We start from the raw sequence: 21824 nt of genomic DNA, 5'->3' as shown, positions 1-21824 counted from the left end.
GAGGTGATCGAAGGTCCGCTGATGGACGGCATGAACGTCGTCGGCGATCTCTTCGGTGCCGGCAAGATGTTCCTGCCCCAGGTCGTCAAGAGCGCCCGGGTCATGAAAAAGGCGGTCGCTTACCTGATTCCGTTCATCGAGGCGGAGAAGAGCGAGGGACAGCGCGCCAAAGGCAAGGTCCTGCTCGCGACGGTCAAGGGCGATGTTCATGACATCGGCAAGAACATCGTTGGGGTCGTCTTGCAGTGCAATAACTTCGAAGTGATCGATCTCGGCGTGATGGTCCCTTCACCCAGGATCCTGGAAACGGCGGTCAAGGAAGGCGTCGATTTGATCGGGCTGTCAGGCCTCATCACGCCTTCGCTGGAAGAGATGTGCCTGGTCGCCGGCGAGATGGAGCGGCAGGGATTTTCCCTGCCGCTCCTGATCGGCGGCGCAACGACTTCGAAGGCCCACACGGCAGTCAAGATCGAGCCCTGCTATTCCGGCCCGGTGATTCACGTGCTCGACGCCTCTCGCGCCGTCGGGGTTGCCGGCAGCCTGGTAAGCGACACGCTCAAGACGGACCTGGTGAAGAACACGCGTACGGAGTATGCCGGGATCCGCACGGCGCGGGCCGGCAAGAGCGAGGGCGACAAGGCCATTACGCTCGAGGAAGCCCGAGCCAACCGCCTGGTGCTCGACCTGACCGTGCCTGTTCCCCGCCCGAGCTTTCTCGGCGTGCGCGCCTTCGACAGCTTTCCGCTTGCCACGCTGGTCGAGCGAATCGACTGGACCCCATTCTTCCAGACCTGGGAGCTGGCCGGGCACTACCCCACAATCCTGTCCGACCCCGTAGTCGGACGCACAGCAAGAGACCTGTTTCGCGACGCCGGCACCCTGCTCGACCGAATCGTGGCCGACGGTCTGCTGACCGCGCGCGGCGTGGTGGGCTTCTGGCCGGCCAACGCCACGGGCGATGATATCGAGCTCTATGCGGACGAGTCCGGGACGGCGACCACGGCAACGATTCGCACCCTTCGCCAGCAGCACCGCAAGAGCGGCAGCCGGCCCAACCTGGCCCTGGCTGATTTCGTCGCGCCGAAAGCCACCGGGCTGCGCGATTATGTCGGCGGCTTTGCCGTCACCGCGGGGATCGGGCTCGAACCGATCGTCGCCGAGTTCGAGCGCGACCACGACGACTATCGGGCCATCATGGCCAAAGCCCTCGCCGACCGACTGGCGGAAGCCTTCGCCGAGACGATGCACGAGCTGGTTCGTCGCGAGCTGTGGGGATACGCACCTGCCGAGACCCTGAGCAACGAGGATCTGATCCGGGAGAAGTATCAGGGCATTCGCCCGGCGCCCGGCTACCCTGCGTGCCCGGAGCACACCGAGAAGGGCACCCTGTTCGAGCTGCTCGATGCGCCGACGAACGCGGGAATCGAGCTGACCGAAAGCTTTGCGATGTACCCGACCGCAGCAGTCAGCGGGTACTACTTCTGGCGACCCGAGGCGCAGTACTTCGGTGTCGGTAAGATCGGCCGGGACCAGGTCGAGGACTATGCACGGCGGAAGGGTCTCACGGTTGGCGAGGCCGAGCGCTGGCTGGCACCCAATCTGGGGTACCAGCGCAGTTGACTGTCGGAGAGCACGGCTGCCCGTCTATCGCTGACCGGTGGCCACCAGCACGAGCTGACTGAGGAAGTGGCCCCACCCGAACGGATAGTCGCTGATGTCGGCCGCCCGTTCGAAACCGGAATGAACCAGGGTGACCCGGGTTTGCGGACCGACCGGTTCCAGCTCGAAGCTGAGCCGCTGGACCCGAACGGTGGTGTCACCGCGCCAGTCCGGCCAATCCACCACCAGACGACGATCCGGTTCCAGCTCCAGAATCCGGGTCGGCCCGCCGGTCACATCCCGACCATCGATCTGATACTTCCAGCCGAACTCGAAGCGTCCGCCAACCCGGGGCTCGACGACAGCCGCAGCGGCGATCCATCGATTCAGGGACGCAGGGTCGATCAGCGCCTGAAAGACGACCGCAGGGGGCGCATCGATCAGAATGCTATATCGAATCTCCGGCGAGGGGTCGCCAAAGTCGGGACGCAGCAGCTCCGCACCCGTCAGATGCGCACCGAGGTTGCCGAACGACAGCTTCCAGAAATCGTCGATCAGTTCCTTTTCGCGAGGCTGACCCAGTGGCCGCTCGCCGCGGTGATGCAGGGTGACTGATGTCATGGGACCGGGGGCCGACGGCTCCGCCGGCACCGCAGCGAGTGCGATCGAGACCTCCGTCGGCACACCCAGGAGACGCCAGCTGAAGGTCAGCGCTCGATCGGTTTCGAGCCGCAGGATTCGCTGATCGGCGTCCTGCGGACCAGGCAGGCCAAGGGTGTGCCGCCCCCAGAACCGGTAGCTTCCACCCAGGCTCGGCACGATCTCGGCGTGCTCCGCAAACCAGGCGCGGAGTTCCCCCCCATCGACCAGCGCGCGATAGATGCGCTCGGGCGACGCCATCAGTTGCGTTGAAGACTCGTGGACCCAGGTCATCGGCGGCTCTTCCTTTCGGAGGTGCGAGCATGCTCGGATTCGAGATGCCGTTTGAGGTCCATCAGCCGGGCAGCCCAGAAGACCCGGTAGTGCGACAACCACTGTTCGACCCGTTGGAGCGGCTCCGGATCGAGGGCGTAGATCCGGGACTGGGCCACCCGCCGTTCCCTCAGGAGTCCCGCCTGACGAAGCACCCTGAGGTGACGCGACACGGCCGGCCGGCTGACCGGGAAGAGGTTGGCAATGTCTCCGGCCGCCAGGGGGCCCTCGCGCAGGGCATCCAGAATGGCGCGGCGGGTCGGATCGGCAATGGCGCCGAAAACAGGGCCGGAGGCTTGCGTAACCATTGGGTTACATAATGCAGCCGACGGCTTCGCACGTCAAGGCCGCAGCGCGCTCTGCAGCCCATACACGCCGATGGCGTCCCCTGCTCTCTGGCATTAGCTTGCCCCTTGAGACTCGTGGTGATTTGCGCTGATTGCGGCCACGTTAAACAAACGCTAAAACGCCGCCCGAGGCCGTTTTAGCCTCGGGTTTCGCGTTTTCGGAGGGCTCCGATGCCGACGCTCAAAGATCTGATAGCCGATGGTGCCGTCCATGTCTTCGACGGCGCGATGGGAACGATGCTGTACGGGCGCGGTGTCTTCCTCAACGTCTGCTTCGACGAACTCGCCGCGCGCCAGCCGGACCTGGTCCGCGACATCCATCGCGAGTATGTCCGGAGCGGCGCCGAGGTGATCGAGACGAATACCTTCGGCGCCAACCCCTTCAAGCTGGCCCATTACGGCCTGGCCGACGACACTGAGCGACTCAACACCGCCGCCGCGGTGGTGGCCCGCGAGGCCGCCGACGGTCGCGCCGCGGTCGTCGGCGCCATCGGGCCGCTGGGGGTGCGGCTGGAGCCGTTCGGCGAAACCGCGGTCTCGGAGGCGGAGGCGGCGTTTGCGCGGCAAGCGGCCGGCCTCGTCGCCGGTGGCGTCGACGGCTTCATCCTCGAAACGTTCAGCGATCTGGAAGAGGCCCGGGCAGCCCTGACCGGCATCCGACGCGTCAGCAGTCTGCCGATCGTGGTTCAGATGACCGTCGGGCAGGATGGACGGACGGCCTACGGCAGCGAACCCGAGGCTTTCGGCCCTGCCCTCGAAGCGGCCGGAGCCGATGTGATCGGCGTGAACTGTTCGGTCGGTCCGCAGACGATCCTCGAAGTGGTCGAGCGACTCGCGCCGATCGTCCGCGTCCCGATTTCGGCCCAGCCCAACGCCGGGCTGCCGCGCGAGGTGGGCGATCGCAAGATCTACATGGCGAGCCCCGAGTACATGGCCGAGTATGCCCGCCGGATGGTGGAGGCTGGAGCCCGGTTCGTCGGCGGTTGCTGCGGCACGACCCCCGACCACATCAAGACCATCAAGAGCTACGTCAAGTCGGTCGCGCCGCACCAGGTGGTAGTCACGGGGCCTGCGGAGCGCGTAACCGGCGGAGTGGAGCCGACACCGCTGGCCGAGCGATCACGCTATGGTGCCAAGCTGGCGCACGGCGAGTTCATCACGACGGTAGAAATCGTGCCGCCGCGCGGCACCGACCCGACCCCGATGCTGGACCAGTGCCGGGCGCTCAAGCAGGCGGGGGTCGATGCGGTCAATGTGCCCGATGGTCCCAGGGCCCAGAGTCGAATGGGTGCGCTGCTGTCGGGACTGATGATCGAGCAGCAGGTGGGCATCGAATCGGTGGTCCACTACGCCTGTCGCGATCGCAACCTGCTCGGCATGCTGAGCGACCTGCTCGGCGCAGCGGCGGCGGGCCTCAGGAACCTGCTCCTCGTCACCGGCGACCCGCCCAAGATGGGACCGTATCCTGACGCGACCGCCGTCTTCGACATCGACAGCATCGGCCTTGCCAACCTGGTGAGTCAGCTGAACCGCGGTCTCGACCCCGGCCGGAACCCGCTCGGTCAGCCCACCAAGTTCGTGATCGGCGTGGGTGTCAATCCGGCCGCGGTCGACCCCGACCGCGAGCTCCGCCGCCTGGCCTGGAAGGTCGAAGCCGGCGCCGAGTTTGCCATTACACAGCCGGTCTTCGACCTGGAACAGCTCGACCGCTTCCTCAAACAGGTCGAATCATTCCGGCTACCGATCATCGCCGGGATCTGGCCGTTAGTGTCGCTCCGCAATGCGGAGTTCCTGGCTAACGAGGTACCTGGGGTAACTGTGCCTCAGGAAATCCTGGACCGGATGCGGAGAGCCAGCGAGCGCGGCAAGGAAGCGGCGCTGGCTGAAGGCGTGACCATCGGGCGCGAGATGCTGAACGCCGTGCGCGACCGGGTCCAGGGTGCTCAGGTGTCGGCGCCACTCGGACGGGTGCCGGTCGTGCTGGACGTCCTCAGCGGCGCGCGAAGCGAAACAGCACCGGCGTAGCGGCGGGCTCAACCGCCTGCAGCACCGCGAACCCGGCTGCGCTCTGCTGGTAGTCGACGACCCGACCCTGCAGGTATTCCGACACGAGCCGGCCCTGGTCCGGAGTCAGCGACACCACTCGACCCAGGTCGAACCAACTCGACCGACTGTCGAACTCGAACTGCCGCTCCGGCGTGGTAACCAGCCGGACGTCGATCTGAACCTGAACCCGCTCCCGATACCAGTTGGTGGTGGTGTCGATCTCGAGCCAACCGCCCGTCGCGGTAACCCGGATATCGAAGAGTTGCCCCGCATCGTCGGGAGTTCGGACCAGCTCCATCACGCCCGGAAGTGCCATCCCGCCGACCTCCGCGAGGTCATGAACGATACGCGCCGGGACCTCGACGGTTGCTGACACAGTCTTCCCGCCGCTCGCTGCGGTGATGACGGCGGTCCCGGAAGCGCCCGGCGTCACGCTCCCATCGACGACATGGGCGACATCGGCCCGATCGGTCGACCAGGCTACGGCGCGCCCGGTCAACTCGACGCCGCCAGGTCCGAAGACCCGGGCGATCAGGACCGCCGACTGGCCCAGGCCGAGCCGAAGCTGACTCCGGTCCAGGGTGAGGTGGTCGACGGGCAAGGCAGCGTTCGGCTGAAACGCCACCGTGATCGAGAGCGGCAGATCGGCGCGCAGAGTACAGGTATCGGTGGTCGCGGCGGCGCAATCGTCTCCCCATCCGACAAAGGTGTGTCCCGTCGCGGGAACGGCCCTGAGAACGACATTCGCACCAACCGCGACAGCGGCGCCGCAGGTGTTTCCAGCGGTCCCATCCAGGATGGCGCACGCCGTCCCTGACGGCGTGATGGTCACCGTGCCGCTCCCCGGCCCTGCGGAGAAGATCATGACGGCCACCAGTTCCTCCGGCTCGACCGTATCACCGCACCCTGAGGCGCCGGCCGCCATGACCATCAAACCCGCCCACGCCCCGATCCGCCATCCCTGCCCCTTCATATCGTCCGAGCCTTCCGCATTCGAGAACTGCGCTGAGCCATTCGGCCCGGCGACAGACTCAAATCTCGATCGCAAAGCTTACAGGACGCTTACTTCAGCTACCCGGCCCGAGCCCGGGCCGGTAACCACTTGATATGAAAGGGGATAGCAAAGGGGCTACTGGGGCGATTACAGCGCGATTCAGTTCGAGCCGCGGGAACGAACGGCGCAATCCGACGCCACCGTCCGACCCCGTTCTTCCAGGCTGGCCGCGTCGCCCCTGGTGTGCCACCGGAGCGAGCTGTTGGCATAGAGCGCTCCCGACGCTGCCTGCTGCGGGCGGAGGGTGTACCAGCGCCCATTCCAGCGCACCTCGACGGTACCGTCGTCGGCGTAGACCGTCTCGATCATCCGATCACCGGCGCAGCGGTAGGTTACGGCCCCGCGCCAGGGTTTGGCTCGATCCGGCTCCGCAACCGGGGGCGGCGGGGCGCGCTCGGCGTCCGTCGGAGGAGGCGGAGTCACAGCTACATCCGGACGCGGCGCCGGGGTCGACTCCGGTGGCGCACCTGCAGAGCAAGCAGCCCCGCCCAGCACCAGAACGGCAATCAGGATTCGCATGGTTCACCTCCCACAGCCAAAAAGGAGCGGGGCCGCCTGCCCCTTACCCAATAGACAGACGGCCCGACCCTGTCGCAATGGCACAACTACCGATCCAGGCGTCCGTCCGAGAATTCGCGGCCCGGGACACCGAGCCGCGCCGCCATCTCGACCAGTCGGATGAACTCGGCCCGGTAGCCCTCGGCGTCGTGGCCCTTGGCACCGCGAGCGGCGGCAACCACGCCACTGAACGAGGTGTTGCCCTTGTGCTCTGAATCCCGCAGGAGCATTCCGAATCCAGCCACCGCGGCAGCAAAGCGGAAATCGGCCGAGGGGCGGGCGTTCTCCTGCCGCACGGCGTGCTCGATCAGGCGACTGGGCGACCCTTCGGGCCGCTGGTAGCGAACCTTGACGGTAAACCAGTCATCGGAGTCGCCGCCTGCGCGCGGCCGCTGATACTTGAGTGGATCGACGGAACCGCTCCGGTCGTGGCCGTCGACCGGCACGATTTCATAGAGCGCCGTGACCGAGTGCCCCGCCCCCATTTCGCCGGCGTCCTTGGTGTCGTCATTGAAGTCGCGGTCGGCGAGCAGCCGATTCTCGTAGCCCACCAGCCGGTAGGACTTGACCCTGGCCGGATTGAACTCGACCTGAATCTTGACATCCTTGGCCACGGTGTGGAGCGTCGCGCCGAGTTCCTGCACGAACACCTTCTTGGCCTCGAGCAGGTCGTCGATATAGGCGTAGTGGCCGTTACCCTTGTTGGCCAGCAGTTCCATCTTGGCGTCCTTGAGGTTGCCCGTTCCGAATCCCAGCACGGTCAGAAAGACGCCGCCCTGACGTTCGGTTTCGATCAAGCGAATCAGCTCTCCTTCACTCGAGGCGCCGACGTTGAAATCGCCGTCGCTCGCCAGAATGACCCGATTGTTGCCCTCGCGGGCAAAGTGCTCACGCGCCACGCGGTAGGCGAGCTTGATCCCGGCGCCACCGGCGGTCGAGCCGCCTGCCTGCAACTGCTCCAGTGCATCGAGGATCCTGGTCTTCTCCCGCCCGGGGGTCGACGGCAGCACAACCCCGGCGGCGCCAGCGTACACCACAATGGCCACGCGGTCCTCGTCCCGCAGTTCGTTGACCAGGAGACGAAAGGCCGACTTGACGAGCGGCAGTTTGTCAGGGCTCGACATCGAGCCGCTGACGTCGATCAGGAACACCAGGTTGCTCGGTGGCAGATTCTCGACGGCCAGGCGGTCGGTCTGCAATCCGATCAATGCCAGCCGATGGTTGGGCGCCCATGGCGACCGCGCCAGTTCTGTTGTCACGGCAATCGGCTGGCCGCTCCGGGGCGGTGCATAGTCGTAGCGGAAGTAATTGATCATTTCTTCGACGCGGACCGCGTCCTTCGGCGGCAGGCGCCCTTCCTTGAGATAGCGACGCACGTTTCCGTAGCTGCCGGCATCGACGTCGACTGCAAAGGTCGAGAGCGGCTGCCGGGTGGGCGAGGCCCAGTCATTGTCACGGAAATGACGGTATTCCTCCGTGTCGAAGTCACGGGCCATGGCCTTGGCACCGGTAATCGAGCGAGCGCGCAGCTCCTCGGCTCGCGGCGCGACCGGGTACGCCTGGTTCACCACGCTTTCGTTGAGCTGCACCGGGCTTGGCGCCAGGATGAAATCGACCGTTCGGCGCTGTCCACTCCCGAGGTCAATCCGTCTCCGTTCGAGGACATAGCCGATAGCCCGAACCGTCAGTTCGACGGGGCCAGAGGACACGCCCGTCAGGACATAGCGGCCGGCCCGGTCGGTCGTCACCCGGGAACCGGTGCCCACGATGGCCACCACGGCCCCCGGTATCGGCGCGGCGCTGGGATCGCGGACGAAACCCTCGATGGTACCATCCGGGCGCCCCCCGGTATCGGGGGACATACCCAGGAACAGTCCTGCCAACAGGGCCAACGACGTGGTGCCTCGCATGGGGTCTCCATAATGTGGGGTCCGGGAGATGCCCTCATGGCGCGGAGTTGCACAGTTCGCGGACGGCGAAAGGAGGCGCGGGGACGCCTTCACCGAGAGCCGCCGGTCTCGCTATGTTAAGAGGTTCCCCGACGATCACTTGTGGAGTCCGTTATGTCCAGCATCGCAGCACCTTCGCCCGCGTTGTCCGTCCTTTCGGAAGAAGAGCAGTTGTTCCGTGATACGGTGCGCGATTTTGCCGAGACAGAGGTCAAGCCGCACGTCATGGAAATGGACGAGGCGGGCAAGTTCCGGCCGGACCTGATTGCCAAGTTTTTCGAGCTTGGGCTGATGGGCATCGAGGTGCCGGAAGAGTACGGCGGAGCCGGCGGTTCGATCTTCATGGCCACGCTGGCAATCGAAGAGCTGGCTCGGGTCGATGCGTCTGCGGCCATATACGTCGACGTTCACAACACGCTCTTCAACAACGCCATCCTGCGCTGGGCCAGCGACGAGCAGAAGGCGCGCCTCTTTCCTCGCACGCTGACTGACCTGCTCGGCGCGTATGCTCTGTCCGAGCCGGCCAGCGGCAGCGATGCGTTTGCGCTCCAGTGCAAGGCCGAAAAGGTCGGCGACGACTGGGAGTTGACGGGTCGCAAGTTCTGGATCACCAACGGAGCAGAGGCCGGGATCTTCATCGTCTTTGCCAACACCGACTTTTCCAAGGGCTACAAGGGCATCACCGCCTTCCTGGTCGAGCGCGATTTCCCCGGCTTCTCGGTCGGCAAAAAGGAGAACAAGCTCGGCATTCGGGCCTCCAGCACCACGGAACTCATCCTCGAGAGCTGTAAGGTCCCTGCGGCCAACGTGCTCGGTCCTGTCGGGGTCGGCTACAAGGTGGCGATCGAAACCCTGAACGAGGGTCGAATCGGGATCGGCGCGCAGATGATCGGTATTGCGCAGGGAGCGCTCGACGCCTGTGTGCAGTACATTCAGGAACGGAAGCAGTTCGGCAAAGCGATCGCCGACTTCCAGGGCGTGCAGTTTCAGATCGCGCAAATGAAAGTCGAACTGGAGGCTGCGCGCCTGCTGGTCTATAATGCGGCGCGGCTCAAAGATCAGTCGCTGCCATTTACCGAAGAAGCCGCGATGGCCAAGCTGTTCTCGTCTCAGGTCGCCAATCGGATTGCCGGTCAGGCGCTCGAACTCTTTGGCGGATATGGCTACTCCAAGGAGTACCCGGCGGAGAAGTTCTATCGCGACGCCAAAATTGGCACGATTTATGAGGGTACCAGCAACATGCAGTTGCAGACCATCGCGAAGGCAATGTTGCGATAGTGACAGTTTCGGATCCGCGGCCGTCTTACCCCGCGGGAAGGGCGGGGTAATGGCGGGAAGATCATGGGGATGGATTGGAGTCAGCGGCCTCCTGGCCGTCAGCGGCCCCGTTGCCGCTCAGACTTCGGCTGCCCGCCCCTCGGCTACCGTTCCGGCAGCGGCCCCGGCAACGCTCAGCACTCAGCTCGAGTCGTGGTTCGCGGAGGCGAATCGACGGGCTCCAGGCACCTGGGGGGTTGCGGTTGGCGACCAACAGGGTCGTCTCGTCTGGGGTATCCAGCCTACCCGCCCATTGATCCCCGCTTCCACCATCAAAGTTCTCACAACCGGGTTTGCCCGCAGCGTGCTTGGCAGCGATGCCCGGAACTCGACCCGCGTTGTCGGCGATGGCCGGGTCGATCCGGCTACGGGCATCTGGCAGGGCACCTGGGCGCTGGAATTGAACGGCGACCCGAGTCTCGAGCACCAGGGAGCGGTCGTCACGAGCCTGACGGACCTCGCGGTTCAGCTGTCCGATCGAGGAATCCGCCGCCTGCTGGGCCAGCTCACGGTCGTCAGCGCCAGCGGCGAGGCCGATGCCATCTTCCCGGCCACCTGGTCGGCTCGGCATCAGGGGCGCGTCTTTGCGCCGCCGGTCGGCAACCTGACCGTTCATGACAATCTGGTTGTCGCAACCGTTGCTCCGGGACGGGTTGGCCAGCCGGTGCGGCTGGCCTCGACGGCTCCTGCGGGCGCGGCGCGTCTGTTCACGGTCACGGCCAAGACAGTCGCGGGCAGCCGCTCGCAGCTGCGGATCGAAACACTGCCTGACGGGCGCTATCGTGTCGCTGGCACTCTGGGCGTCCGCGCGCGGGCGCGAGGCCTGGCCCGTGCCGCTACCGACACCCGAGTTCTGCTGGAGGCGATGTGGTCTCACGCGCTCGAGCAGGCCGGAATCGAGTGGACGCCAAGTGACGCGATCGGGTCGGCGCTCCCGGGAACGACGGTGATGGCGGAGGTTCAGTCCCCCGTCTTCGACTCGGTGGCAAGTGAAGTGAACCGACGCAGTCTCAACCTCGGTGCGGAATTGCTCCTTCATTGGGCCACGCGTGGTGATCCGACCCCGGCCGATCGTCTTACCGCACATGTGCAGCAGGTCACGGGCGACTATACCGGGGTCCGAATCGTGGACGGCAGCGGCCTTTCCGATCTCAATCGGGTGTCGCCCATGACGTTCGTATCCTACCTGGCCCGATTCCCCCAGTACCCTGGGGGCCGGAATTTTCCGATGCTGCTCCCGGCCAACGGGTCCGGAACCTTGCGGCGCCTGGCCACCGGGCTGCCGCAGAGCGGCATCGTTCGCGCCAAGACTGGCACCCTCGGCAACGTGGCGTCGCTGGTCGGGTACCTGGGTCGACCGGACGGGGTGCTGGTGATCTCGCTGATCTACAACGGGGCAAGCGTCTCAGCTGCCCGGCAAGCACAGTGGACTTTGTTCCGCCAGCTGGGCGCCGAGGGAATCGTGATTCCGTCCGATTCGGCTGCCGCTGACGTCTTTGGCGGGGAGCCGAGGGGCGATCGATGAGCCGACGGCGGTGGGCGCTTGCTGCGCTGATGACGTTGCTGGTCTCGGTCGGTGTGAGCCTGGGCGCGGTAGCCCAGGATGCCGGCTTGGCGGGTCGGTGGACGGCAAGCTTTACGGTCGACGACGGTGCCGGCGGAACCAAGACGGTGACGGGAACCATCGTGGCGGTAGCGGGGCGCCCGGGCCAGCCGGTTCGGGGCAGCTACCGGATTCCCTTCTCCACTGTCGGACTGGGGCCCGACGCGGCGCCGGCAACTCTACAAGCCACCCGCGGCGATGCCGTGCGCATCGTCCTCAATCCTAACGGCGAATCCGGTCAGGCGGAGTTGACCGGCACCTGGAAGGTCGGCGCGATCGAGGGTGAATGGCGCTGGGTTGGCGGCCCCAAAGCCGCCAGCGGTCGTTTTACACTTCGCCGGTAGGATCCTACCCGTCAATCGTTCAAGACATCGGACGATCGTCTCCCGATCTTCTATGCTGATCCGATGCCCCGCAGCCGCGGGGCTCGCCTGCTTTTCCGGGATGGCTTCATGGGTGCATTGGGCTGTTACTGTCTGCTGAGCGCAATCGTACTCGGCGCTCAGAATCCCCCTCAGACCACTACTTCGGAACCTGTCGCCATCGTCAACGTGACTACCCTCACGATGAACGACAGCCTGCGCCGGCCGGCGCAGACGGTCCTGATTGCCAACGGGATGGTCGTTCGAGTCGGTCCGGAATCAGAGGTTGCCATTCCGAGCGGCGTCCGCCGGGTCGACGGGCGGGGGAAGTATTTGATACCCGGGCTTGCCGACATGCACGTCCACTTTGGGCGGAGCGACTCAGTCAACGGGGCATTGGGGCTTCTCTTCGTAGCTCACGGAGTCACTACCGTCTTCAATATGCGCGGCTCTCCGGACCATCTCCGGCTTCGGGAGCAGTTTGCCACAGGTGTCAGGCTCGGCCCCACGATGGTGACGACAGGTCCGATCTGGAACGACTCGACCCTGACATTTGCCGACGGCGAGCGGATCGCCACCGAGGATGCTGCCGCTGGCTACCAGTACATCAAGGTCTACAATCAGCTGAGCCGCCCGGCTTACTGGGGTATCGTCTCCACCGCTCGGCGGATCGGCATTCCGGTCGTTGGTCATGTAGTCAGGGGGCTTGGTCCGGACGGGCTCAACCGCTGCGAGCCTACCAGAATCGTCTGCTTCTGTGCCTCGTGTCTCGAGACGACGCTGACCTCGGGTCAGGTGAACATCGTACACATGGAAGAAGTGATGTACGGCCACTTCAACCATCACGCCACCAAGAACCGCCGCAGCTCGAGCGACCTGCTGCCTGAGATTCCAGCCCTGGCGCGTAGGGTGGCTCAATCAGGAATCTGGATTACGCCGACGCTCGAGGTCTTCCTCAACATTCCACGGCAGTTGGACAGCTTGCCGCAGTTGATGGCAGGCGACGAGATGCGAATGGTACCGCCGGGGATGCGGGGATCGTGGGGTGCGGGCACCAATCCGTACCATCGCGCCTTCAAACCAACCGATGCTGCTGCCTTCTGGGACCTGGGCGACTTCGCCAAAGCACTGGTGAAGGGCTTTCAGGACGCTGGTGTCCGACTCTTGGCGGGGACGGATGTCGGTGTTCCCGCCGTGGTTGCGGGTCCGTCACTGCATCGGGAGCTCAAACACTTTGTGGCGGCGGGCCTGTCTCCGTATGAGGCGCTGCTCACTGCGACCCGGAATCCGGCCGCGTTTATTGACGATCCGACCCACCGGGGCACCATCACCGTCGGCAGCCGGGCGGATCTGGTGCTGCTCGACGCCGACCCGTTGCAGGACATCGGCAACGTCGGACGAGTGGCCGGAGTGGTGCTTCGCGGGCGTTGGTTGCCCCGGGCCGACCTCGGGCGGATGGTAGATTCTCTAATTGCCTCGTATCCTTGAGGCCACTCGTTCGACGCCCGAGAGCTCATGGACGCAATTCCCGGTAAAGTCGGCTATCACGAGGTACAGGCTTCGGGCTTTGTGCTCACCGAAGCGGGGTACGCTCCGCATGCGGAGCGGCCCTGGCACATCCACGACATGGCCGAGTTCTGCTTCATGCTGGACGGGTCGCTGACTGAAACGGTCGGGCGACAGCATCTGTCCTGCCGTCGCTTCGACGTGACCTTCAAGCCGGCGGGTGAGTCGCACGAGTGCCGAGTCGGTGGTACAGGGGCCCGGTATTTGGCGGTTGGCGTCCCGCCGCTCCGCCTCGAGGGCGATCGCGCCATCGAGCGGGCTTTGAGTGCGCCGATGCATTTCGTCAACAGCACCTTACTTGAACTGGGGCTTCGGATCTGCCGCGAGCTCGAGCAGCCGGATGATCTTACGGGGCTGGTGCTTGAGGGCATTGCTCTGGAGTTGATGGTCCATGCATCTCGCGCCAACCGTCTGGCGCAGCGATCTGGACGACCGGCCTGGGTCGAAACGGCACGCGACATCCTTCATGATTCGTTTACGGCACCGCTCGGCCTGCGACGCCTGGCTGGCGAGGTTGGCATTCACCCGGCGCATCTGACCGCGGTGTTCCGGCAGGAATTTGGGTGTTCGGTCGGCGAGTATATCCGCAGCTTGCGGATCAATTACGCCCGTCAGCTGATGACCCGACCCGACTGCTCACTGGCGGAGGTCGCTGTGACGGCGGGGTTCGCGGACCAGAGTCACTTTACCCGCCTCTTCAAGCGGCACACCGGGACTACACCGGCCCGGTATCGTCGCAGCCCTGGAACGCCGCGTCCCGACTGAGGACGCCGTTCGTTCCAGATCCGCCCTCCGGGATACAAGACACCGGGCGGTCCGTGATATAGCGTTAGCGGCGCCGAACGTTCCTGCAACAGTCTGAGGGACCCATGCAGCGATCTCTCTTCCCCCGATGGCGCATCGGTGGTTCCATCATCGCATCACTGGTACCGGCGCTGCTGGTTGGCCAGCAGCTCCCACCGGTCGAACGATTCATGCTGCTCGACAGCGCAACCGCCGCCAGCCGACGCAACGATCATGCGGTGGCGGCTCGCCTCTACCAGCGGCTTGCCGCCGATCACCCCACGGATGGGGAGATGTGGTACAAGTATGCCTTCGCTTCGTTCTATGCGAGTGGCCGGCGGGATTTCACATCCGGGGCAGCCCAAGCCATTGAGCACGGTACCTTTTTCTTCCGCGAGCGGTTCGCGCACGAGCTGGCCAAGGCGGCTGCCGTGCAGGGCGACCGAGCGGGCGCCTTCGACTGGATCCGCCGCGCACTCGGCTGGCGCTATACCCCTCGCACCAATCTGGCGACGGATACCATTTTCCGAGCCTACCGCAGCGACCCCGAGTTCCGGGAGCTGGCGGGAATGCTGCCCGACCGCCCGTTTACGCGCGAAGAGGGATATCGCTACGATGTCCGGTTTCTCGTCGGCGAGGCGAGGCGGCTTCACGCCAGCTTCAATCGGCAGGCATTCTCGCCCCGGTTCGATTCCCTTGTCTCGGCCATCGAGGCGCGGATTCCCTCGCTGAACGAGCGGCAGTTCGCTGTCGAGCTGCAACGACTGGTGGTCGCGCTGGAGGACGGACATACCAAGGTTGCACTCCCGCCAGCCGCTCGTCAGCTGCCGCTCGTGCTCTACCTCTTTGACGATGGCGTCTATGTAGTGGGGGGAACTGACGCTGGAACGGAACTGATCGGAAGCCAGATAATCCGGTTCGGACTGCGCAGCGCGGAAGAGGTGATTGCCGACCTGCCTGCCATGGTCAACCGCGACAACGACCAGGGACTCAAGTGGGTCGGTGCCTGGACCCTGACCATCCTCGACTACCTCCATGCCCTCGGCGCTTCGGATTCAGAGGACTCTGTCAGCCTGACCATACGTGACCGAGCCGGGCGTACCCGCAAGGTTCGTCTGGCTGGCGGTCCGCTGCACAGTCACGCGCCGGCAAAGCTTGGCCCGCCACCAGGTGAGAACACGGCAACGCCCCTCTATCTACGCAACGTGCGGACACCCTATTGGTTCACTTCGTTGCCCGAAGCCGCGGCCGTCTATTTCCAGTTCAATCAGGTTGCGGAGCTTCCGGAGGAGCCAATGGCTCGTTTTGCCCCAAGACTCCGGGCAGCCATCGCGGACCCGGCGGTGCGGCATCTGATCGTCGACGTCCGCCACAACACCGGCGGCAACAGCTTTCTCTTTCCGCCGCTGCTTCGCCTGATCGGTGCGTTTCACGATGCTGACCCTGACCGCCGGGTGTTCTACCTGACGAGTCGACACACCTTCTCAGCGGCGCAGAACTTTTCGACCAACGTCGACCGCCTTACCGACGCCATCTTCGTGGGCGAGCCGACCGGTTCGAGCCCCAACTTCGTCGGTGAAGGGCCAAACTTCTTCACCCTGCCGTTCAGCGGCATCCGGGTGACGATTTCCAACTGGTATCACCAGTTCTCCTTCTGGCCGGACAGCCGCCAGGCACTCGTTCCGGAGCTTCCGATCCCAGTCCGGTCGGTCGACTACTTCGCCGGCAGGGACGCTGCACTGGACGCCGTCCTGGCCATTGCAGCGGCGCGAGGTCGATAGAGGTGGCCGAACGGACCGAGACACCACAGGAGGGCGGACTGGTCCGGGTTCTGGGCCCGCTCGGCACGACCAGCATCGTGATCGGCGGCATCATTGGCTCCGGAATCTTCATCTCTCCGGCGATCGTGGCTCGGGAGATCGGGTCTCCGACAGGTGCGCTGGCGGTCTGGGTCGTCGCCGGACTGATCGCAGCGTGTGGCGCGCTCTGTTTTGCCGAGCTGTCAGCCGCGGTTCCTGAAACGGGCGGACAGTACGTCTTCCTGCGGCGAGGATATCGCTCACGCCCGCTGGCCTTCCTGTTCGGCTGGGCCATGTTTTTCGCTTCCTTCACGGGGGCAATCGCCGCCGTGGCGACGGCCTTTGCGGAGTATGCAGGATACTACCTGGAGCAGGTCATCCCGTACGGACCTGGCGAAAAACGAGTAGTTGCCATCGGCCTGATTCTGTTCCTTACCGTGATCAACTATCTCAGTGTTCGGCTGGCGGGCGCGGTTCAGAACGTGGCGACGGGCCTCAAGCTGCTCGCGCTGGCCGGTGTGATTGCCGTCTGTCTGCTGCTCGAAGCCCCGGCAACCTCGCCCGTCGCGACCGTGACCTCGGTGCCCCAATCAGGTAGCGGTCTCCTGGCTGCATTCGGTACCGCCCTCATCCCGGCGCTTTTTGCCTACAACGGATGGACCTACTCGGCCTACGTGGCTGGAGAGGTGAGGAATCCCGAACGCAACCTGCCGCTTTCCATCCTGGCTGGGATCGCCATCGTACTGGTCGTCTATCTCATGCTCAACGTGGCTCTGCTTCGGGTGCTTCCCTTCGAGGACCTGCAGACCACTACCCGCCCTGCGGCGTTGGCCATGGAGCGCCTGCTCGGGCCGGTGGGTGGCGGCCTGACTGCGCTGGCCGTGATGATCTCAACTTTTGGCACTGCCAACGCCGTCCTGTTGTCCTGCACGCGCACCTACTACGCGATGTCCAAGGACGGACTTTTTTTCAAGGCACTCGAACGGATCCATCCACGCTACCGGACGCCGGCAAACGCGATCCTGGTCCAGGGAACGCTGGCCTCACTGTTTGCGCTGTCCGGTAGCTTCGAGACGATCCTCACCTACTACGCCTTCGTCGATTTTCTTTTCGGTGCACTCGCCGTCTGGGCCGTTGTGATGCTTCGGAAGCATGAGCCTGACCTCCGCCGGCCCTATCGCCTCTGGGGCTATCCACTCACCCCGCTCGTCTTTGCCGCCTTCAGCGCCTGGTACCTGATCAACACCCTGATCCAGCGACCGCTCGAATCGGCCGTCGGAATTGTGCTGACGTTGTCGGGCATCCCGTTCTACCTCTACTGGACCCGTCGGGCAGCCAGCCGACGGAAGGACGCGCTTTCATGAGCCTCGTCTCCCCCCCCGGCCCTGGTACCAATGATCGCGTCATGCCATCGGAAAGCCTCGCTCTGCTCCGCCGCATCGAGGCGGAGACTCGAACACTCTCGCCGCGCAGTCTGGCTGACCGGATTACCACGCTGGTTTGGACTCATGATGCATGGCGAAGCCGGTGCCTCAACCTGATGCCCGCCGAAAACACGACCAGTCTGGGCGCTCGAGCGCTCCGGTCGAGTTACCTGGCGACGCGTGCTACTGAAGGCTTCCCCGGTGCCAAGGAGTGGCCCCGCGGCCACGACGCCCATATCGACGAGATCGAGGCGATCCTGATTTCGATCTGTCGCCGCTTGTTCCGGGCCGAGTATGTCGAGTGGCGGACGACCAGCACCACGATGGCGAATGCAGTGGCCCTGTTTGCCCTGACCGAGCCGGGCGACACGATCATGACCCAGAGCATGCGTGGCGGAGCCAACTGGAACTACAACGCCATGGCTATTCCCAAGCTGCGCGGCCTCAGGGTCGAACCGATCCCGACGGCAGACCACTTTGGCATTGACGTGGATGCGCTGGCACCGATTGCCCGGCGGGTGCGGCCCAAGTTCTTCGTAATCGGCGGCACCAAGATCCTGTTTCCCTTTCCCCTGGCCGAGTTGCGACAGCTTGCGGACGAGATTGGGGCTCGGATTCTCTACGATGCGGCCCACGTCAGCCTGCTCGTCTCGGCCGGCCTGTTCCAGGATCCGCTCGCCGAGGGCGCCGACATCATGTCGACAGGAACGCACAAAATCATGGGTGGGCCGATCGGTGGTCTCAGCGTCACCAACGATGCGGAAATTGCCCGTCAGATGCTCGACCTCACCTTCCCGCCATTTGTGCAGACCCACGACCAGGGCCACTACGCGGCAACCGCGTATGCTTTTGCCGAAATGCTCGAGCACGGTCCGGCGTACGGCCGCCAAGTCGTTGCCAATGCCCAGGCCCTGGCCCAGGCTCTGGTCGCCGAAGGGTTTGACGTGCTGGGTGCTGCGCATGGCTTCACCAAGACCCACCAGGTTCTGGTCGACCTCAGGGCTTACGGTGCTTTACCCGTCGCCCTGGCCTGCGAGGCCGCAAACATCCTGATCCCGGTGACTAACCTGCCCAATGGGGTCGACGGAGAGGCCGAACTGGGCACCAGGCTCTCGGTCCAGGAGGTCACGCGGCAGGGGATGAAGGAGCCTGACATGGCTCGGATAGCTGGCCTGATCGGCCAGGTGGTTCGGCGTCAAGGATCGAGCAGCGTGGTGGCCGCGTCGGTGGCAGAGTTCGTGGCCCAGTTCCCTTCCATCCGCTACAGCTTCGACGCCTGAAGCAGCAGGCTGTTATTCCGCGCCTCCGAACGCCAGCCAGGCGTCCGGGGGCGCGAACTTCGTCGACCAAACCGAGCCCGAGCGGCCAACCCGGTTTCCGTACCAACCCCTCTTGAAAGCGTGCAAGACGCTGGGTACGCGTGGAGCGGATATTGAGGGCCTTCTCGGAGCTGCGGACCGCGTCCGCGGCGCAGATCTCCCGTTCATACCACCTGCTCGCACCGGAGGGAACATCGATGTCAGCGCCACTGGGTCAGGGGCGGCTCCGCCTGTCCATCACAATCCTGGGGTGGCTGTGCCTTTCCGGCGCAACCCTCCCGGGGGCCGCAACGCCGCAACCGGCGCCAACCGCGGGCGTCGTGCTTGACGGCCAGACGCTCCAACCGCTGTCGGACGTGGTCGTAACTGCGGGTGGGGTTTCCGCAGTCACCGATCGCGCCGGGCGATTCCGGCTTGACAACGTGTCGGGTTCGGAACTCGAGCTTGTGGCGCGGCGGATCGGCTATCGGCCGATCAGTCAGCGGGTCCGCGTCGGCGATCAGGCCATTCGCATCAACATGGCCGCCACCGCCATCAACCTCGAAGAAGTGATCGTAACCGGCACCCCGGGAGCGACCGAGCGACGGGCCCTGTCCAACTCGGTCTCAACGGTCGACGTCTCTGGTGCTGCTGAGATTGCGCCGACCCGATCGGTGACGGACTTGCTCCAGGGCCGGGCCGCCGGCGTCGTTGCCATCCAGCCCGGCGGCGTGGTGGGTGGCGGGCCGCGCGTCAAAGTCCGCGGGGTTGCGAGCCTTTCGCTCACCGACCAGCCACTGCTTTACGTCGATGGCGTTCGAGTCGACAACACGACCGCTAGCGGTCCGGTTGGACGATCGGTTGCGATCGTTTCCCGACTCAATGACTTCAACCCTGAAGACATCGAGAGCATGGAGATCGTCAAGGGTCCTTCGGCCGCAACCCTCTACGGCACCGAAGCGGCAAACGGCGTGATCCAGATCATTACCAAGCGGGGCCGCCGGGGGCCAAGGGCCGTCTGGGACGCGGTGACGACGCAAGGCGCCAGCTGGTTTGCCAACCCTGCGGAGCGGATTGGCCCAGGTTGGGCCCGCAACTCCGCCGGCCAGCCGTTCTCGCTCAATTTCGTCGAGCGGGAGCAGGCAGCCGGTCGGTCGCCGTTCCGAACGGGGCACAACCAGACCTACGGTCTCAACGTCAGCGGAGGTACCGAGGCACTCCAGTACTTCCTGAGCGGCAACTTCGAGCGTCAGGAAGGGATCGATCCGACCAACGATATGCGGCGCACGGGCGGCCGCCTCAACCTGTCCACCGCGCCGATGCCCTCCCTGCGGGTCACGGCCAACGTCGGCTACCTCACGGGGCTGACCAACTTTCCTGCCGACGGCGGCTTCGGAGGACCGATCTGGTCACTGATCCATGCGCGACCGGCACTCGCCGACAGTCCGGGCGGCGGATGGACCTTCGGTGCCCCGCGCGACTGGCAGGAGGCGTTCTTTTTCTCCCAAGGACTCGATCGAGTAACGGGCGGGCTGCAGCTCGAGCACCGGCCGACGGGCTGGCTCAGCCAGCGTCTGAATCTTGGCATCGATCGAATCGCCGAGAACAACATCAACCTGATTCCCCGCATGGGAGATCGACTGCTCGCGATATTCGGAGGTGGGCTGGGCGCGGGCAGCAAGACGATCCAGGACCGCAGCGCGAGAACGGCGACCGTCGACTTTGCCAGCACAGCAACCGCACAACTGGGATCGATCGAGTCACAGACGTCGGTCGGTCTCCAACTGTACCGGCGGGTCGAAAGCCGGAAGACGGCCCGCGGCGATGCCTTCCCAACCAGCGGCCTCGAAGCGCTCTCATCGACTGCCCGCACCTCCGTCAGCGAGGACGGTATCATTACGAATACCACGGTTGGTACCTTCATCCAACAACAGCTTGCTTGGCAGCGACGCCTTTTCTTGACCGCCGGGCTTCGCGCCGACGACAACAGCGCCTTCGGGTCGGACTTCGATGCCGCGGTCTACCCCAAGGTCGGTCTGGCCTGGGTTGTCAGCGATGAGCCGTTCGGTCCAGACAAACTGATCAACACACTCAGGCTCCGTGCCAGCTACGGACAGTCGGGCCAGCAGCCGGCGGCATTCGCGGCGCTGCGGCGCTACCTGCCCACCACCGGCGGCGACGGCAACCCAACGGTGACACCATCGGCGGTCGGCAATCCGGATCTCAGGCCGGAGCGCGGTGTGGAACTCGAAGCCGGCTTCGAAGCCGGACTCTTGGATGATCGCGTCGGGGTCGACTTCACCTGGTACCGTAAGACGACCCGCGACGCCATCGTCGCCCAGGAACTGGCGCCATCCGCCGGGTTCCCTGGCACTCGTCTGGCCAACCTCGGCATGATCCGCAACCGCGGCTTCGAGCTGCAGGTTCGCGCTCAGCTGATCGAGTCGCGTGCTGCTGCGCTCGACCTCATGGCCAGCATAGCCCGCAACAACGATCGAGTGCTCGAAGTCGGCAACCCCAACGGCTTCATTGCCCTCGGTAACCTCCGCCACCAGGTCGGGTACCCGGTCGCTTCGTGGTTCGGCCCCAAGATCGTCTCGGCCGACATCAACGCGAGTGGTCAAGCCGTCAACGTGCTGTGCGACAATGGCAGCGGAGGCACGGTGGCCTGCGCCTCCGCGCCTGCCGTCTTCCATCAGCGGAGCTTGCCAACCACAACGGGCACCTTCGCGCCCACGCTGACCCTGTTGCGCCGGCTTCGACTCTCGGCCATGGTCGAGATCAGCCGGGGTCGCTGGATGATCGATGGCGACATGTCGGGCCGCTGCGCCGAGAGCAGCACCTGCCGCCAGCTGCACGACCCCGCCGCGTTCACAACGCCTGAAGTGGCCGGCGCACAGATGCGGAGTTCGCTCAACTACGCTCTGTCCAATGCCAGCTACACCAAGCTGCGCGAGGTCTCGGCCAACTACAGCCTGCCCGAGCGCTGGGTACGTCGGCTTGGAGCCGAGCGGGGCTCCCTTACGCTGTCGGCGTACAACCTGGGCACCTGGACCGATTTCACCGGTATCGATCCTGAAACCAACATTGCGGTGATGGACGTATTCAGCGCCACCAGCTACGCGAACACGCCGCCCCTGACGAGGA

General features: G+C 64.9%; 16 protein-coding genes and 1 riboswitch. Of the genes, 11 read left to right on the top strand and 5 right to left on the bottom strand.

The window, feature by feature from the left end:
* Positions 1-1620 (top strand): B12-binding domain-containing protein (locus KF785_16915; GenBank protein ID MBX3148449.1); only part of this gene is annotated, 1620 nt, incomplete at its 5' end.
* 24 nt (positions 1621-1644) lie between these two features.
* On the opposite strand, the gene KF785_16910 is transcribed toward KF785_16915, so the two are convergent.
* Positions 1645-2532, bottom strand: coding sequence for an SRPBCC domain-containing protein (locus tag KF785_16910; GenBank protein MBX3148448.1), 888 nt, complete (start codon positions 2530-2532; stop codon positions 1645-1647).
* The gene (locus KF785_16905; protein ID MBX3148447.1) at positions 2529-2879 is read right to left on the bottom strand and encodes a winged helix-turn-helix transcriptional regulator; all 351 of its coding nucleotides are present in this window, start codon (positions 2877-2879) and stop codon (positions 2529-2531) included. Before KF785_16905 ends, KF785_16910 begins: the two co-directional genes overlap by 4 nt.
* 104 nt (positions 2880-2983) lie before the next feature.
* A riboswitch (SAM riboswitch) is annotated at positions 2984-3056 on the top strand.
* Positions 3057-3089: 33 nt separating this feature from the next.
* Here KF785_16905 and KF785_16900 point away from each other — a divergent pair.
* Entirely contained in the window at positions 3090-4943 is a 1854-nt protein-coding gene (locus KF785_16900; GenBank protein MBX3148446.1) for a bifunctional homocysteine S-methyltransferase/methylenetetrahydrofolate reductase, read from the top strand.
* Here the strand turns inward: KF785_16900 and KF785_16895 are convergent.
* The 3 genes from KF785_16895 to KF785_16885 form a co-directional block, all read right to left on the bottom strand.
* Positions 4909-5937: a hypothetical protein gene (locus KF785_16895; GenBank protein MBX3148445.1), complete on the bottom strand. Its 1029-nt coding sequence runs from the start codon at positions 5935-5937 to the stop codon at positions 4909-4911. The two genes, KF785_16900 and KF785_16895, sit on opposite strands and share 35 nt — an antisense overlap.
* A 180-nt stretch (positions 5938-6117) precedes the next feature.
* Complete coding sequence (locus KF785_16890) at positions 6118-6537, bottom strand: MliC family protein (protein ID MBX3148444.1); 420 nt, start codon at positions 6535-6537, stop codon at positions 6118-6120.
* 86 nt (positions 6538-6623) lie between these two features.
* Positions 6624-8486: a von Willebrand factor type A domain-containing protein gene (locus tag KF785_16885; protein ID MBX3148443.1), complete on the bottom strand. Its 1863-nt coding sequence runs from the start codon at positions 8484-8486 to the stop codon at positions 6624-6626.
* 153 nt (positions 8487-8639) lie between these two features.
* Between KF785_16885 and KF785_16880 the strand changes: the two genes are divergently transcribed.
* The 9 genes from KF785_16880 to KF785_16840 all read left to right on the top strand — a co-directional run.
* Positions 8640-9803, top strand: a complete 1164-nt coding sequence (locus tag KF785_16880) for an acyl-CoA dehydrogenase (protein MBX3148442.1) — start codon at positions 8640-8642, stop codon at positions 9801-9803.
* A gap of 49 nt (positions 9804-9852) precedes the next feature.
* The gene (gene dacB, locus KF785_16875) at positions 9853-11367 is read left to right on the top strand and encodes a D-alanyl-D-alanine carboxypeptidase/D-alanyl-D-alanine-endopeptidase (protein MBX3148441.1); all 1515 of its coding nucleotides are present in this window, start codon (positions 9853-9855) and stop codon (positions 11365-11367) included.
* Positions 11364-11789, top strand: a complete 426-nt coding sequence (locus KF785_16870; GenBank protein ID MBX3148440.1) for a hypothetical protein — start codon at positions 11364-11366, stop codon at positions 11787-11789. Before dacB ends, KF785_16870 begins: the two co-directional genes overlap by 4 nt.
* 207 nt (positions 11790-11996) lie before the next feature.
* Positions 11997-13295 carry an amidohydrolase family protein gene (locus KF785_16865; GenBank protein MBX3148439.1) on the top strand — a complete coding sequence of 433 codons (1299 nt, stop codon included), beginning with the start codon at positions 11997-11999 and terminating at the stop codon, positions 13293-13295.
* Between the two features lie 27 nt (positions 13296-13322).
* Entirely contained in the window at positions 13323-14138 is an 816-nt protein-coding gene (locus KF785_16860) for a helix-turn-helix domain-containing protein (protein MBX3148438.1), read from the top strand.
* 104 nt (positions 14139-14242) lie between these two features.
* Positions 14243-15937, top strand: a complete 1695-nt coding sequence (locus tag KF785_16855; protein ID MBX3148437.1) for a hypothetical protein — start codon at positions 14243-14245, stop codon at positions 15935-15937.
* Between the two features lie 2 nt (positions 15938-15939).
* Entirely contained in the window at positions 15940-17319 is a 1380-nt protein-coding gene (locus tag KF785_16850; protein ID MBX3148436.1) for an amino acid permease, read from the top strand.
* Complete coding sequence (locus KF785_16845; GenBank protein MBX3148435.1) at positions 17316-18659, top strand: hypothetical protein; 1344 nt, start codon at positions 17316-17318, stop codon at positions 18657-18659. Before KF785_16850 ends, KF785_16845 begins: the two co-directional genes overlap by 4 nt.
* Positions 18660-18895: 236 nt before the next feature.
* Positions 18896-21824, top strand: a 2929-nt coding sequence (locus KF785_16840) for a TonB-dependent receptor (protein MBX3148434.1), incomplete at its 3' end; no start/stop codon positions are given.

The organism is Gemmatimonadales bacterium, from assembly GCA_019637315.1.
GTDB lineage: Bacteria > Gemmatimonadota > Gemmatimonadetes > Gemmatimonadales > GWC2-71-9 > SHZU01.
The sequence above is the reverse complement of the archived record's forward strand: the minus strand, read 5'-3'. Positions and strand labels throughout refer to the sequence as shown.